13 protein-coding genes are annotated in these 15,186 nt (G+C 47.3%); 9 read left to right on the top strand and 4 right to left on the bottom strand.

The window, feature by feature from the left end; translation table 11 throughout:
- Positions 1-136 precede the first annotated feature (136 nt).
- Positions 137-736 (top strand): 5-formyltetrahydrofolate cyclo-ligase, encoded by a 600-nt coding sequence (locus tag JGK20_RS17170; protein ID WP_293214333.1) that lies wholly within the window; start codon positions 137-139, stop codon positions 734-736.
- Positions 737-828: 92 nt separating this feature from the next.
- Positions 829-1,605 (top strand): fumarylacetoacetate hydrolase family protein, encoded by a 777-nt coding sequence (locus tag JGK20_RS17165; protein ID WP_293214331.1) that lies wholly within the window; start codon positions 829-831, stop codon positions 1,603-1,605.
- Positions 1,606-1,757: 152 nt separating this feature from the next.
- On the opposite strand, the gene JGK20_RS17160 is transcribed toward JGK20_RS17165, so the two are convergent.
- Together JGK20_RS17160 and JGK20_RS17155 are read right to left on the bottom strand one after the other, a co-directional pair.
- A complete protein-coding gene (locus JGK20_RS17160; RefSeq protein ID WP_293177999.1) occupies positions 1,758-2,231 on the bottom strand; it encodes a Tic20 family protein in 474 nt (157 codons plus the stop codon).
- Positions 2,232-2,469: 238 nt separating this feature from the next.
- Positions 2,470-2,667 (bottom strand): hypothetical protein, encoded by a 198-nt coding sequence (locus tag JGK20_RS17155; RefSeq protein WP_293133771.1) that lies wholly within the window; start codon positions 2,665-2,667, stop codon positions 2,470-2,472.
- Positions 2,668-2,977: 310 nt separating this feature from the next.
- On the opposite strand from JGK20_RS17155, the gene glyA reads away from it, so the two are divergent.
- The 7 genes from glyA to JGK20_RS17120 all read left to right on the top strand — a co-directional run bounded on the left by glyA (position 2,978) and on the right by JGK20_RS17120 (position 13,512).
- Positions 2,978-4,261: a serine hydroxymethyltransferase gene (glyA, locus tag JGK20_RS17150; protein ID WP_293214329.1), complete on the top strand. Its 1,284-nt coding sequence runs from the start codon at positions 2,978-2,980 to the stop codon at positions 4,259-4,261.
- 598 nt (positions 4,262-4,859) lie between these two features.
- Entirely contained in the window at positions 4,860-5,915 is a 1,056-nt protein-coding gene (locus tag JGK20_RS17145) for an MraY family glycosyltransferase (RefSeq protein ID WP_293231495.1), read from the top strand.
- 217 nt (positions 5,916-6,132) lie between these two features.
- Complete coding sequence (locus JGK20_RS17140; RefSeq protein ID WP_293231493.1) at positions 6,133-7,389, top strand: competence/damage-inducible protein A; 1,257 nt, start codon at positions 6,133-6,135, stop codon at positions 7,387-7,389.
- A gap of 595 nt (positions 7,390-7,984) precedes the next feature.
- Positions 7,985-8,122, top strand: coding sequence for a hypothetical protein (locus JGK20_RS17135; protein WP_293178014.1), 138 nt, complete (start codon positions 7,985-7,987; stop codon positions 8,120-8,122).
- Between the two features lie 114 nt (positions 8,123-8,236).
- Positions 8,237-8,677, top strand: a complete 441-nt coding sequence (gene aroQ / locus JGK20_RS17130) for a type II 3-dehydroquinate dehydratase (RefSeq protein WP_293178224.1) — start codon at positions 8,237-8,239, stop codon at positions 8,675-8,677.
- 681 nt (positions 8,678-9,358) lie between these two features.
- On the top strand, positions 9,359-10,501 hold the full coding sequence (locus JGK20_RS17125; protein ID WP_293191011.1) for an ADP-ribosylglycohydrolase family protein: 1,143 nt from the start codon (positions 9,359-9,361) through the stop codon (positions 10,499-10,501).
- Between the two features lie 458 nt (positions 10,502-10,959).
- Positions 10,960-13,512 (top strand): HDIG domain-containing metalloprotein, encoded by a 2,553-nt coding sequence (locus tag JGK20_RS17120; protein WP_293231490.1) that lies wholly within the window; start codon positions 10,960-10,962, stop codon positions 13,510-13,512.
- Positions 13,513-13,671: 159 nt separating this feature from the next.
- On the opposite strand, the gene JGK20_RS17115 is transcribed toward JGK20_RS17120, so the two are convergent.
- Both JGK20_RS17115 and JGK20_RS17110 read right to left on the bottom strand, forming a co-directional pair.
- A complete protein-coding gene (locus JGK20_RS17115) occupies positions 13,672-14,016 on the bottom strand; it encodes a nuclear transport factor 2 family protein (protein WP_293231497.1) in 345 nt (114 codons plus the stop codon).
- A 285-nt stretch (positions 14,017-14,301) separates the two neighbouring features.
- Positions 14,302-15,168, bottom strand: coding sequence for a carbohydrate ABC transporter permease (locus JGK20_RS17110; RefSeq protein WP_293178230.1), 867 nt, complete (start codon positions 15,166-15,168; stop codon positions 14,302-14,304).
- Positions 15,169-15,186: the final 18 nt, after the last annotated feature.

Genomic DNA, 15,186 nt, shown 5'->3' with positions numbered 1-15,186 from the left:
AGTCGGTTAAAACCGACTACAGAGTTTGATGCAAAATGCAATTAATTTGAGTCCTCTTTGAGAGGACTTTCGCTATGAGACAGGGGTTTTCAACCCCTGCCGGACTGGAACTCAAACGAGAGATTCGATCGCAAATATGAACACTCCTGAACCTTCATTAACTAAAACCGAATTAAGACGATCGCTCCTGAACACCCGCAAATCCCTACCAGCCCAAGAATGGAGACAAAAGAGCGAGATCCTTTGCAACCACCTGCACAACTCGCCCCTATTTACCGAAGCAAAAACAATCCTCGCCTACTTTAGCTTTCGCCAAGAACCAGATTTAAGTCCCCTATTTGAAACTCCCCGCACGTGGGGATTTCCCCGCTGTGTCGGCAAACAGTTATCGTGGCACGTCTGGCAGCCCGGAGATGCTTTGCATACTGGAGCTTATGGCATCCTAGAACCGCTGCCGGATGCTCCGAAAATCGATCGCTCAGAAGTAGATTTAATCCTCGTACCCGCTGTAGGTTGCGATGTTCGCGGCTATCGCTTGGGCTACGGTGGCGGCTATTACGATCGAATGCTCAGTTTAACTGAGTGGGAATCAAAAATTGCGATCGCCACAATCTTTGAATTTGCCTTGCTAGCCCAGCTACCCGTTGACTCCTGGGACAAAGCGCTGCACGGAATTTGTACTGAAAGCGGGTTAAAAATGATACATCAAAAATCAAAAAGGTCGATCGAGCAATAAATTTTCAGTAATTATCCCTAGATTCGTGTTTATATGTATCCTACTGAAAGTCCTATTTAATCTAAAATCCAAAATCTAAAATCTAAAATATTATGGCCCAGCGCTACGTTCGAGTTAAAACAACACAAGGACACATCCATTACGGTTTGCTGCAACTTAGCCGCAGCGTTCAAGTATTTGATGCGCCTCCCTGGTTAAAAGGACAACCAACTGATTTGGAACTTGCACCAGATAGTTACCAAATTCTCGCCCCGTGCTCTCCCTCAAAAATTGTAGCCGTCGGCAAAAATTATGTCGATCACGCTGCCGAGATGGGAACTCCAGTACCCGAAGAACCGCTGCTGTTTTTCAAGCCTCCCAGCGCTGTCATCGCAGCAGGTGGAGCAATTCGCTATCCGCAGCAGTCGGAAAGGGTAGACTACGAGGGAGAATTGGCCCTGGTAATTGGCGAACATTGTACCAACTGCACTCCCGAACAAGCACACGGCAAAATTTGGGGTTACACGATCGCCAACGACGTAACAGCCAGAGATTTGCAAAAGCGAGACAACCAGTGGGCGAGGGCCAAAGGGTTTGATACGTTTTGTCCCTTGGGGCCTTGGATTGTGCGCGAATTGAGTCCTGCTGCACAGTTGCAGACTTTTGTCAATGGGAGCGATCGACCAATACAGTCATCTCAGATCGATCGCATGGTATTTTCCCCAGACTTTCTCGTCTCCTACATCAGTCAAATCATGACCCTAAATCCCGGCGATGTGATACTGACTGGAACGCCCCAAGGAGTTGGGCCGCTGCAAATAGGCGATCGAGTCCGCATTGAAATTGAAGGCATCGGCAGTCTTGAAAATATCGTAGTTATTGGTTATTAGTTATTGGTTATTGGTTATTGGTTATTGGTTATTGGTTATTGGTTATTGGTTATTGGTTATTGGTTATTAGGTTTGATCCGAATAAATAACAAATAACAACCAACAAATAACAACCAACAAATAACAACCAACAAATAACCAATAACTACTTACTAACGTACCTGCATATAAACAGCGTCCGAAATGGGAGGAATCTCTGCATAGCGTCCCAAAGCCGATTGAACCACTGCATAGAAAAATGCAGCTAAAGCGCCTAAAAACACCATATTATACAGAGTCTCTGCAATAAATGCGACTTGGAAGCCTTTTGCAAAAATTGGCAAAACCAAACCGCAGAGCATCAAAACAATGTCTAAAAGAATCGCCTGCATCGCATTAAAACGAATGAAGTGACTGATGTTTTCGTTTCTAACTACTCCTAAATACAGGGCAAAGAAAATAACCAAGCTAGCAAAGGGCAAACTATAAATTTGCATCAATGGAGATAGCGGTATCAACAACAGTTGCAGGACAGGAAACTGTGTAAACAGAAACCTACCAAAGGCAAGCCCGTCAATCAGCGGTAGCAAGTAAGGCAAAGAAGCAAAAATCCGGTCTGGAACAGTCGTAGATCCGCGCCAAGTCATAATGAACTCTCCTGAGTCGATCGACTAAATATCAATTCCCATTAAACTCAGGATAACGCAGCGGCAGGCTCAGTGTTCCGACTCGCCCGGAACTTGCTTTTCACTCAGAGCCGAGTAGATTCAGCGGTACTTATCTCAAGTCGGGTTCAATAGTCACCATTCCCGATGCCCGATGCCCTGTTTGCCCGATGCCCCATGCCCTGTTTGGCCGATGCCCGATGCCCTGTTTGGCCGATGATTATTTAATATTGGCAATGACGAAGCCCATTTGACACTCGTATCGATCGGGCAAATTTTCCGTAGGTTTGGCAACTGGATGACCGCAGCGAAGCTCTCCACCGCTCCAGCGCGGTTGGCCAGTGCGATCGGCGAGCACACAACTTTGGCAAACACACTGAGGGGCAAGCATCTGATTTTCCATTAGAATGACTAACATTTGATACCTCCGGCAGGTTCCACACCAGTAATTTCATTGTATGTCAGGAATTTGGGACAAACGGCTTAACCTGAACACAACGTAATATTTATGTCAATGGTGCGAAATCCGTAGTATGGTACAAGATCCCCAATTCCCAATCCCCAAATTTCTGAAGAGGTTGATTATTGTGACCAAGAATTTCTTGATGGTACAAGCCCCCGGATCGAGCCGTGGAATCAATCCTTGCATCTAAAATCTCAAATCCTCTCTTCCCCCGACTTGAGCCGTGGGGTCAATCCAAAATCCAAAATCTAAAATCTAAAATCGAATGACGGACACTAACTTAGACTTCCTTTCCAAAACCGATCCGCTAATTGCCGATTTAATCGGGCAAGAACTCCAGCGGCAGCGAGATCACTTAGAACTGATCGCCAGCGAAAACTTTACCTCCGCAGCCGTAATGGCAGCTCAAGGCTCAGTGCTGACCAATAAATACGCCGAAGGATTGCCAACCAAACGCTACTACGGCGGCTGCGAATTTATTGACGGCATCGAGCAAATCGCGATCGATCGCGCTAAAGAGCTCTTTGGCGCAGCCCACGCCAACGTCCAGCCCCACTCCGGCGCTCAAGCCAACTTTGCAGTATTTTTGAGCTTGCTAGAGCCAGGGGACGGAATTATGGGCATGGATTTGTCCCACGGCGGACACTTGACCCACGGTTCGCCGGTTAATGTATCCGGTAAATGGTTTAAAGCTTTTCACTACGGCGTCAACAAAGAAACTGAACAGCTCGACTACGACGAAATTTTGGCACTAGCTAAAGCAAACCGACCAAAATTGCTGATTTGCGGCTATTCGGCATATTCGCGAATTATCAACTTTGAAAAGTTTAGAGCGATCGCCGACGAAATTGGAGCTTACCTGCTCGCCGACATCGCCCACATTGCCGGATTAGTCGCCACAGGCCATCATCCCAGCCCCCTCGCCCACTGTCACGCAGTCACCACCACCACTCACAAAACCCTGCGCGGCCCCCGTGGCGGCTTGATTTTGACCAATGACCCCGAACTGGGCAAAAAGTTCGACAAATCAGTATTTCCCGGCACTCAAGGCGGCCCCTTAGAGCACGTGATTGCGGGCAAAGCTGTAGCTTTCGGCGAAGCATTAAAACCGGAATTTAAAACTTATTCCGGTCAAGTAATTGAAAATGCGCGGGCTTTAGCTGCACAGTTGCAGCAGCGGGGTTTAAAACTCGTTTCCGGCGGCACCGACAATCACTTAATGCTAGTAGATTTGCGATCGGCAAACATGACAGGCAAGCGAGCCGACCAATTAGTCAGCGGTGTGAATATTACTGCTAATAAAAATACGGTGCCTTTCGATCCAGCATCGCCCTTTGTCACCAGCGGTTTGAGACTCGGTTCGCCCGCGATGACGACAAGAGGAATGGGAACAGCAGAATTTACCGAGATTGGTAATATTATTGCCGATCGACTGCTAAATCCAGATGATGAAAGCGTCGCCGCCGAATGTCGGCGCCGAGTAGCCGCACTGTGCGATCGCTTCCCGTTATACCCGCACTTGTTCTTGAAAGTGCCGGCATTAGCTTAATTTTCCTGATCGGCAATGGGGAATTGGTAGTTGGAAGTGTACGGTTCAGTTGACAGTTGACAGTTGACAGTTGACAGTTGACCGAAGGAGAGCGACCTCTACCTAGAAGGAATAGGATGGGAGTAATGAATAGTCTGATTTTAATTTCTCCCGATCAAGGAGAGGCTTTCAACCAATTCTTTCTGGTAAAAAGGTAAAAGAGCTACAAAAGATTGAGAGTTGTTCCTTGCGATCTTGACAAGCAGTTTTTATCGAAAATCTCGATCGCGAAAGGCAGTTTTTACTAAAAATATTTGTCGAGCGGCGCTGGTTTGATTAACGGTATTTGTCGATCGCGAAAGATACCGCTCAACTCAGCTCGCTTGGCAAGTATGGATATCGAAAAAGTCGATCAACATTGCGATTGAAAGACGATTAATTCGAGAGGAATCATTTAAAAACCTGACAATTCGCATCCTGGCAACTTCCACTCCGGCAAATCTCCGGCTCCCAAACCCCCAGTCGCTCTTAAAAATGTTTCCTGGTTACAAGCCATCTGAAATGTAGTAGACTCTGCCTGACACCCTAATTGCCCCGCACTATTTAAAATTGATTTCAGATGCCGTATCAGTATCTGTACCACGTAATAGCTTTTCTGGTTTCTGCGAGCGTCGTCCTCTGGAGTACGCCAATAGTTAAAAAAATTGGTCTCAAAAGCGGGCGAGTCGATCGGCCAGGCGAGCGAAAAGTCCACCAGCGCCCCATGGTACGCTTGGGAGGAGTCTCTATCTTTCTCGGCACTCTGATTGCCCTGTTATTTGTCTGGCTCTGTGGAGGCTTCATCGATGCTACCGGACAAGTTCTCAATCCCAAAGACGAATACGAAATTTGGGGAGTCACCCTCGGCGGCATCGGATTCTTCCTCATCGGTTTAGCAGACGACTTGTTTTCGCTCTCAGCCATCAAACGCTTACTCATGCAAATTGGCGTATCCAGCATCGCTTGGTACGCGGGCGTACAAATTGAGTTTCTCACAGTTCCCTCCCTGGGACTGACGGATCTTGGCTGGCTGAGCTTGCCCATTACCGTGATTTGGCTCGTCGGTATGGCCAACGCCATTAACTGGATTGATGGTTTGGACGGTTTAGCAGCCGGAGTTTCGGGGATTGCAGCAGTTGTGATGCTGATTGTCAGTCTGTCGATGCACCAACCGGCGGCGGCCCTAATTGCAGCGGCTTTAGCTGGTGGCACCTTGGGATTTCTACGCTACAACTTCAATCCGGCTCAAATCTTTATGGGAGATGGCGGGGCTTATTTTATCGGGTTTACTCTCGCTGGAGTGGGAGTAATTGGGTTAGTTAAAACTACGGCTGTTACTTCTGTGTTACTGCCATATTTAATTTTAGCTGTACCGATTTTAGATATGTCGGCGGTGATTCTCGATCGGCTCCGTAACGGCAAATCGCCCTTTATTGCTGACAAACGCCACCTGCACCACCGACTCCTAGAAGCCGGACTATCCCATAGATTTGCGGTTTTATTTATTTACTCGCTGACACTTTGGGTGGGAAGTTTAGCCCTAGCTTTTTCAGTTCCAAGTGGCATAGTTTACGCTATGGGAGCTACAAGTTTGCTGGGATACGCTAGCTGGAAAGTTTGGAGACACGCTCGATAGACAGTTGACAGTTGACAGTTGACAGTTGGCAGTTGTTAGTTGACAGTTGTTAGTTGTTAGTTGTTACTTGTTAGTAAGAATCACCAATCACCAATCATTAATGCCCAATGCCCAATGCCCAATGCCCTGCGCGGGCCTTCTTCCCAATGCCCAATGTCCAATGCCCAATGCCCAATAACCAATCTAAAATCCAAAATCTAAAATCTAAAATAGAATAATGGTTGCTGAAATTATTTGTGTTGGCACTGAATTGCTGTTAGGCGATATTCTTAATAGCAATGCCCAGTTTTTAGCGAAAGAATTAGCGAGTTTGGGCATCCCTCACTACTATCAAACAGTTGTGGGAGACAATCCAGAACGCATTAAACAGGTGATAGAAATAGCTATAGGTCGATCGCAACTTTTGGTCTTCACCGGAGGCCTCGGCCCCACACCAGACGACCTCACAGTCGAAACAATCGCCGATTATTTTGGTGTTCCCCTCATCGAAAGGCCGGAAATTATCGCCGATATCGAACAAAAATTTGCTCAGCGGGGACGCACCATGAGCAAGAGCAACCGCAAACAAGCTTTAATTCCCGAAGGTGCGGACATTCTATCAAACCGGACAGGTTCTGCACCGGGGATTATTTGGCAGCCGGTTCCCAATGTCACAGTGATGACATTTCCCGGGGTACCGGCGGAAATGCACTTGATGTGGCAAGAAATCGCCGTTCCTTACTTGAAAAATAACGGCTGGTGCAGTGCAACTATTTGCAGTCGCACGTTGAAATTTTGGGGAATTGCTGAGTCGGCACTGGCGGAAAAAGTAGATAGTTTTCTGAGTTTAACTAATCCTACTGTGGCTCCCTACGCCAATCACGGCGAAGTCAAACTGCGGATTTCGGCCCGCGCCCAGTCGGAAGCTGATGCTAAAAAGTTAATTGAGCCGATCGAACAACAGTTGCTACTGATTACTGACTTAGACTGTTACGGTGCCGATACCGATACCCTCGCCTCGACTGTCGGTAAATTGTTGCTGTTGGCTGGCGAAACTCTTAGTGTGGCTGAATCCTGCACGGGAGGAGGGTTGGGAGCGATGTTGACCAGTGTTGCCGGCAGTTCGAGGTACTTTTTGGGTGGAATTATTTCCTATGACGATCGGGTTAAGGAAGGATTATTAGGTGTTAATCCCCAAGATTTAGCCGAATTTGGCGCAGTCAGCCAGCAAGTCGCAAAACAAATGGCTGCGGGAGTGCGCGCCAGTCTCAACACCACTTGGGGATTGAGCATTACAGGCATCGCGGGCCCAGGAGGCGGCACGGATGCTAAACCTGTCGGACTGGTTTATATCGGTTTAGCGGGCCCCGACGGCGAGGCTGAAAGTTTTGAATACCGTTTCGGCTATGCCCGCACTCGCGATTGGATTAGAAATCTGAGTAGTTGTACGGCGCTCGATCGGCTCCGGCGTAAATTATTATTGGCAAAAGCGTAGAAAACCTCTAACACTTTGTCAATTGTCAATACTCATCCTTAAGCTTAAGCTTTATTTAATAATTGCAGTCCGAGATATTTCAGTAATTTTCCCCTTGCCTATTGATTATCTGTAAAGATTCGTTATGATAATAAGACAGGGCTGATTGGCAAATACACTGATTCTCTCCTTTGCTTAAAAGCGTTGCTCCCAACAACCAGCAAGCGAGAAAGCAAGTTTGACCTTTGGTTTCAAAGTCGTGCTTGCTTATTTTCAGGGATTTAGCCGTCGGTTTAGCTAGCTCGGCGGGAATCCCCACGACCTAATCTTTGATTTGGGGTGGGATGAAAGCCAGGTTTGTGAAGGATAGAAGGTTAACCGATTCCGTAGGACTCTTAAATCTTCACAGCCTGAACAAACAATCCTTGATCTAGTGCAAAAACAGTGGGGCTGGACGTGTTCCTCACTATAAAACGCCGAGCGAGAGAAACATTTTGGAGTACCTCGAAGGAAGATCTCGATATCCTTAACAGGACTCAGATGCCTACGCTGTAATCTTTGATTCAGAGTAGGAGCGTCACCAATCTAGACTATAAAAAAAGGAGCTATCCGTTCAATGGAAGACATTGAAAAGGTGCTGGAACAAATTAAAGAATGGGTTCGCAAGCTGATAGAAGGACTGCTGAGTCCAGAAGCTCAACCGGAACTCGAACCGATTCCTATTCCAGTCAACCAACCCAGGCATCGCCGGTAGTCGGGACTAGATGTGAAATCTGAGGTTTGAGGTTTGAGGTTGAAGACTGGTTCTAAATCCCAAGTCAAAACTCTCAAAAATCTCATAAATTTTGTTGCGCTGGAATTTTTAAAATTGTTAAATATCCTGGTACTTCACGGCCCTAATCTGAATCTATTGGGTCAGCGAGAACCTGGAGTTTATGGTTCTGCGACTTTAAATGATATCAACAAGTTGCTAGAACGAGAAGCGCAAGCCCTCCAGGTGCAAGTCTCTATTCAGCAGTCGAATCATGAAGGGGTTTTGGTGGATGCAATTCACTCAATGTTAGGGCAGCACCAAGGCTTGTTGATTAATGCTGGAGCTTATACTCATACGAGTGTGGCAATTAGAGACGCGATCGCCGCTGTGAATATCCCTGCGGTGGAAGTTCATTTGAGCAATATTTACCGACGGGAAGCTTTTCGGCACCACTCGTATATCGCGGCGGTGGCGATCGGGCAAATCAGCGGTTTTGGCTCAGAAAGTTATCGGCTGGGGCTACAAGCTCTAGTTAGTTATGTGATTAAAAATTAAAATTTCACCGATTTTCGGTAATGGGTAATGGGTAATGGGTAATGGGTAATGGGTAATGGGTAATGGGTAATGGGTAATGGGTAATGGGTAATGGGTAATGGGTAATGGGTAATGGGGAATCGGTAATGGGGAATCGGTAATGGGTAATGGGGAATCGGTAATGGGTAATGGGTAATGGGTAATGGGGAATCGGTAATGGGTAATGGGTAATGGGGAATCGGTAATGGGTAATGGGTAATGGGGAATCGGTAATGGGGAATCGGTAATGGGTAATGGGGAATCGGTAATGGGTAATGGGGAATCGGTAATGGGTAATGGGGAATCGGTAATGGGTAATGGGTAATAATAATAATGACGAAGCAAAAAATAACCAATAACCAATAACTAATAACTAATAACTAATAACCAATAACTAATAACTAATAACTAATAACCAATAACCAATAACCAATAACCAATAACCAATAACCCAATAACCAATAACCAATAACCAATAACCAATAACCAATAACCAATAACCAATAACCAATAACCAATAACCAATAACCAATAACTAATAACTAATAACTAATAACTAATAACCACTGACCACTGACCACTGACCACTGACCACTGACCAATGACCACTGACCAATGACCACTGACAACTGACCAATTAGTAGCAACTTGAGTTAAATTCAAATGCGGCATTCCCTGTTGAGCAAGTTTCAAGGAACCATCCTGGGGGCAGTTTTAGGAGACTCTATAGGCCTGCAATACCAGAGGCAACTAGCGGGTATCCTCCCCCAAACCGAAGACTTGCAGCCGATTTTACAACTGACAAAACACCAACAATTTACCCTGAATGGCGCAATATTAGCCTTGAATTCTCCCAACACCAAAATACTCAGGGGCAAATATTCCGAATGCGGGAGACTTGCAGTAGCGTGCGCTCAAAGTTTAATTCGGTGTAACGGTTTAGATTTAAAAGATTGGCGCGATACTTGGGAAGTATTGGCAAAGTCGGAAATATACCATTCTCCAAACACAGAGTTTCAAAGCCTGCTTAACCCTTGTGAAGCTGCGGTTGCTGCGCTGCCATGCGTGATGTTTTTTCACGAAAATAAGGCCAAGCTGCGAGAAAAAATCATGCTGGCGACAGATGTTTTGCCCAACGAAAATAAGGCACAGTTGCAGACAGCAGTGTTAGCTATAGGATATGCGATCGCCCGATCGCTCAAACAAAGACTTGACCCCGGGACAGCGATCGAACAAACCATTGCCTACCTAAACATAGATACTGCCTTAACCGAGTTGCTGCGGCAAGTGCAAATACTACTAGAACAGGGAGCCGATTTAGAAACAGCCACCACTCACCTGTGCAAAAGCGCCACAGCTTTGCGAGGAAAACCAGAAGAGGGCGAGAAACAATCAGAAACTCACTCAAATGTCAATCCAGGAAATTTTATTCCCATTGCCCTAGCTTTCTACTGCTTCTTGAGCACCCCAGAAGACTTACGCTTGTCAGTAGTGCGGGCCGCCCGTAGCGGGATAGCCGGACAACTCACCTGCGCTTTGACGGGAGCTTTGTCAGGAGCCTACAATGGCGCTGCTGCGATTCCTGTAGAATGGCGACAAGTATTGTCGGCGGTTGAATCGCAGCCGCTAGTCGAGGGCCGAGAACCCTCCCTGTGGGGAACGGGCAGCGATGCAAAAATTTTGGAGTTAGCAAGTAACCTGTTTGCAGTTTGGGCTGGAGTTTACAACCCTTCGGCGGGGCCCGATTCCGCAGCCCTAGCCCGCGCAGTGGCTGCACCTTATGTCATTAGACCTCGAAAAATATAAAGTTGGGAGCTTTGAACAGGAGGGGAAAGCAGAAATTAGAAATTAAGAATTAGCAGTTAACAATTAGCAATTAGCAAGTGACAAGTGACAGCCAAAGGAGAGCGACAATTAAAAATTAACAAGTAACAACTTAAATCGGAGGTGCTTGCTTCCTCAAACCAGATTTCTAGGAAAATATAGGATTGGGAAACTAGGAATCGACCGAGAAAGCGGGTTTTTAGCCACACCGCACGAGAGCTGTTTGAGATAGACAAGGGCAGGAAATAAGCAGCAGAAGCTTGAGGACACTGCTGGCGTTGTTGGCGACACTTAGGAAATCGAACGGCTGTCGAGAGTCCGGTAAGTTAGCCTGCTAGTTTTGAATATTCAGGTACGGTAGTTCGGATAAACTCAATCAAGATGCACAGTCAGAATTTCTGACAAAGCTGCTGAGTAACAGTGATATATCTTCGACACAAATGAATACGCTCTCCTCATTAATGCGACAGATTGAGCAGCTAGGGGCTACGCGCTCGCTGCGCCAACACATTGCTCAAGTGCAAAATGGTGACAGTAAAACAGATGCCGATCGCCCTGGCGGGCCTCTCCTGAGCCGTTTTTTGCCCCAGAAATGGCCTGGGCCCGAGACTTTCATTAGATTGACAAGTAAAACCTCAAAATCTAGCCTCAAAAATCAGGCTCGTTCCCCGATGTTGGCCCTGGTAGCAGTAGTTTCCCTCAGCAGCACTCTTGGTCACCGCTTCTACAACCAGCCGAAATTGGATGTGGGGACGAAAGCTCCTCAGACGATTAAGGCTCCTGCTAGTGTTAGCATTCCCGATCACAAAACTACTGAAGAACACCGTTCATCAGCACGAATCGGGGCTGTACCGATATTAATGCTCGATCGCGCGGTCGATCGACAAATCGAGCGAGAATTGCAACAATTTTGGCAACAGGGGAGCCAACTCCGGCGGGCGGTAAGCCCGTTTCCATTTGCGCCGCCCTCGGCGCTCTCAAATGCGGCTCAGGTTTACTTGAGGGGGTGTCCGGAGTGGGAGTGGCGATCGATTTTGGCGCAAGCAGGGGACAACAGTGCAAATTTTGAGCGGTTGAATTTGAATTCCCCGGCAATTGCTGCACCGACGGATAACAAGTCTCAGCAAGATGCGATTGCTCAACTGCAAGCTTACAGCCGATCGGTCGGAGCAGCAGATTTTCAAAGCCTGACAGATAGTATTTCCGAGGCTCGCGGGCGCTATGCCAATGCTGTGGAGGCGCTTGAAAAACCGTCGGTTTCCGCGCTCCGAAAGATTTATGATACTTCCCTGTTTGATTTGTCGGATGCAGCTTGGGAGAAAACCCAAACGGGTATGAGTCGGGTGGCAAAAATGATGCTGGCTCAAGGTATCCCGCAGGGGTTACCAAAAGAGATTTTGAAAGAAGCTGTGAAGCTGCAAGTCGCAGACGAAGTGCCGTTAGAGTCCCAAGCTTTGGCGGTTGAGGCTTTAAGTGCGATTTTGCAGCCAAATCTGGTGAGAGATCCCGAGGAAACCAAACAGCTAGCGGAATTGGCCGCGCAAAAGGTGAAACCGGTGACGATCGCCGTAGAGAAGGGCGATATTATTGTTGCAGAAGGAAAACTTATCGCGCAGCAAGATTTTGTATTGCTGGACTATTTTGGTTTGAGCCGGCGGGGTGTAAATTGGTTGGGGCTGGCGGGTTTTGTTTGTTTAGTCGCGGGGGCTATTGCGATCGTGTTGCTGGTAGAAAGGCACTACCGCTTGCGCCGGAGAGATCATTTGCTGTTGCTGCTGCTGACTTTGAGCGCGCCGGTGCTGGTGAGTTTGGGGCTGCCTTGGACGACTTTACCCGCGATCGGGATTTTAGCAGGCGGCTTCTACGGTTCGGCGGTGGGAGTGACTGTGGTGGGGCTGCTGTCGGCGCTGCTACCCATTGGCTTGGATGTAGAGTTGATTCATTTGGTGGCTAGCGCGGCGGGGGGATTGCTGGGCGCTTTTATGGCCGGAAGGTTGCGATCGCGCGAGGAATTGGCTCTTCTGGGCGTGGCTGTCGGCTTGACTCAGGGCAGCGTCTATCTGGTGGGGACTTTGATTGCTAGCGCTGCTGCCGGTGCGATTTGGTACGTCGTACTCGGTACGGTGGGTTGCCAAAGTTTGGCTGGTTTGGCTTGGAGCGTGGTGGCGATCGGCATCAGCCCTTATTTAGAACACGTTTTCGACTTGATTACCCCGATCCGGCTGGCGGAACTTGCCAATCCCAACCGCCCGCTGTTAAAGAGGTTGGCTGCCGAAGCTCCGGGGACTTTTCAGCACACGCTATTTGTGGCTAGTTTGGCGGAGGCTGCGGCGAGGGAACTCGGCTGCAATGTTGAGTTAGTTAGAGCTGGTACGCTATACCACGATATTGGAAAAATGCACGACCCAAGCGGATTTTGCGAAAATCAAATGGGCGGGGGCAACAAACACGATGAAATTAATAACCCTTGGGCGAGCGCCGAAATTATTAAAAAGCACGTTACTGAGGGGATGGTGATGGCGCGCAAGCATCGATTGCCGAAGGCGATTCAGGCGTTTATTCCTGAACATCAAGGCACAATGTTAATTGCTTATTTCTACCATCAAGCGCAGCAAATTGCTGCAAAAGAACCTGAAAATTTAAATATTACTTTGGCTGCTGCGGACAATTCAAAGTTAGCGATCGAAAACCGGGAAGTGAGGGAGCAGGATTTTCGCTACGACGGGCCGATTCCGCAGTCGCGGGAAACAGGAATTTTGATGTTGGCGGATTCTTGTGAAGCTGCTTTGCGATCGCTCAAGGATGCCACTCATGAGGAAGCTTTGAATATGGTTAATCGGATTTTGCGGGCGCGCTGGCAGGATGATCAGTTGCTGGATTCTGGTTTGACTCGGGAGAATATGTCTTTAATTGCGGAGATTTTTGTGCGGGTTTGGGAACAGTTCAATCACAAGCGGATTGCTTATCCTAGTGCAGTTTTTACTCCGAGGTAGAGACTTGCAAGTTAGATTTTTGGAGAGATTTACTATAGTAAAAATACCGTTATTAGGTTCGTAGTGAGGACTTCAGTCCTCTGATTTTATGCGGACTGAAGTCCTCACTACGAACCTATTTTAGGTCAAATCATCCCCAATCCCTAAATCTAAAAGGGTTTAAGATGTACCGCGAAGAGCACCGTGAACCTGAGGATTGCCACTGACAATAACTACAGTTTGCTTGATTCCGTCAATCAGCCAATGTCCGTCTGTTGTTTGAATCAAAGAGTGAAAATAGTTTCCTGCTGTATCCAGCCGATTCTCTCCAGCTTGGCGACTGGGGTCAATTCGATAAATTTGGTATGCAGACTGACATTTGGCTGTATTGTGGTGAATAGTTACTTCATGATTCGTGCTGACGTGCAGCGTTAGCAAACCTGCAAGTCCCTCTACCCGCTGTTTTATATATTCTTCTGCGGTTATTCGTCTGGGAGTTTCACCCCGAAAGTCAGAATAGTCGATATCTATTTCGTCCGCTAGGTGCGATCCTCTTCGAGGGCTTCGCTAACGCAATTTGTCCCAGTCTTTGGCATCGATCGCATTTGCAAAGCCTACGATCGCATCTATAACAGCAGCGCGCTCAACAATCAAGCGGATTTCAGGTAATTCGTACATAACAAATAAATTTTGTGAGTTGTATGAAGAAGGAAGAAGGAAGAAGGAAGAAGGAAGAAGGAAGAAGGAAGAATTTTAGACTAACAATGCCCAATGCCCAATGCCCAATGCCCAATGCCCAATTCCGTAATTCTATCCCTTGACTCCGGCGGCAGTTTCTGTCGGCACAATGTATTTTTGCAACAGCAAAAACAGTCCTAAAACTGGAATAATGGAAATAATCGAACCCGCCGCCACCAAACGCCAATCCAAAGAAAATGTTCCAGCTAAATTCGCTACACCTAAAGGTAACGTATAATATTCCGGTCTGTCCAAAACAAGCAGCGGCCACAAAAAGTCACTCCAAGAACCGATAAATACAAAAATCCCTAAAGTAACTAAAGCCGGCTTAATTGCCGGAATCATCACGTGCCACCAAATGCCTAATTCGGTGCAGCCGTCGATGCGGGCGGCTTCTTCTAATTCCTTGGGAACTGCTAGGAATGCTTGCCGCAATAAAAATATGCCGAAGGCTGAGGCTAGTCCGGGAAATATTACGCCTAAATAGCTATTTTTTAATCCGAGTTGTACTGTCAAAATGTACAGCGGAATCATGACTATTTGGAAGGGTATCATGATTGTGGAAATAATTGTAATTAAAATGGCTTCGCGGCCGCGAAAGTTAAGTCTGGCTAAGGGGTAAGCCGCAAGCGCGCAAAACAAAACATTGATGCTGACTGTGAGGCCTGCAATCAAGGTGCTGTTGAACAGGTAGCGCCCGAAGGGGTTGGTTTGCCACACTTTGATGAAGTTTTCGAGGGTTGGCTGTTGCGGCCACAGTTGCGGGGGATATTGAAAGATGTTTTCGCTGGGGGCTTTGAGGGATGTACTGAGCAGCCACAGCAAGGGGAAGAGCATTAAAAGTGCGATCGCGCTCATCATCCCATAGATCCACAGCGTACTCCACGACGATCGACTGCGGTTTGGGGAATTTGATTTTTTAGTTTTGAGATTGTTCATAGTTGGTATATGATGATA

Origin of the sequence: Microcoleus sp. PH2017_05_CCC_O_A (genome assembly GCF_020738785.1) — a bacterium.
Classification (GTDB): domain Bacteria; phylum Cyanobacteriota; class Cyanobacteriia; order Cyanobacteriales; family Microcoleaceae; genus Microcoleus.
This window is presented reverse-complemented; position numbering and strand designations above follow the sequence as displayed.

Coding starts and splice junctions, on each gene's coding strand:
- JGK20_RS17120 (WP_293231490.1), top strand. CDS start 10,960: ATGAATACGCTCTCCTCATTAATGCGACAGATTGAGCAGCTAGGGGCT.
- JGK20_RS17145 (WP_293231495.1), top strand. CDS start 4,860: ATGCCGTATCAGTATCTGTACCACGTAATAGCTTTTCTGGTTTCTGCG.
- JGK20_RS17165 (WP_293214331.1), top strand. CDS start 829: ATGGCCCAGCGCTACGTTCGAGTTAAAACAACACAAGGACACATCCAT.
- JGK20_RS17125 (WP_293191011.1), top strand. CDS start 9,359: ATGCGGCATTCCCTGTTGAGCAAGTTTCAAGGAACCATCCTGGGGGCA.
- JGK20_RS17170 (WP_293214333.1), top strand. CDS start 137: ATGAACACTCCTGAACCTTCATTAACTAAAACCGAATTAAGACGATCG.
- JGK20_RS17155 (WP_293133771.1), bottom strand. CDS start 2,667: ATGTTAGTCATTCTAATGGAAAATCAGATGCTTGCCCCTCAGTGTGTT.
- JGK20_RS17160 (WP_293177999.1), bottom strand. CDS start 2,231: ATGACTTGGCGCGGATCTACGACTGTTCCAGACCGGATTTTTGCTTCT.
- JGK20_RS17135 (WP_293178014.1), top strand. CDS start 7,985: ATGGAAGACATTGAAAAGGTGCTGGAACAAATTAAAGAATGGGTTCGC.
- glyA (WP_293214329.1), top strand. CDS start 2,978: ATGACGGACACTAACTTAGACTTCCTTTCCAAAACCGATCCGCTAATT.
- JGK20_RS17140 (WP_293231493.1), top strand. CDS start 6,133: ATGGTTGCTGAAATTATTTGTGTTGGCACTGAATTGCTGTTAGGCGAT.
- JGK20_RS17110 (WP_293178230.1), bottom strand. CDS start 15,168: ATGAACAATCTCAAAACTAAAAAATCAAATTCCCCAAACCGCAGTCGA.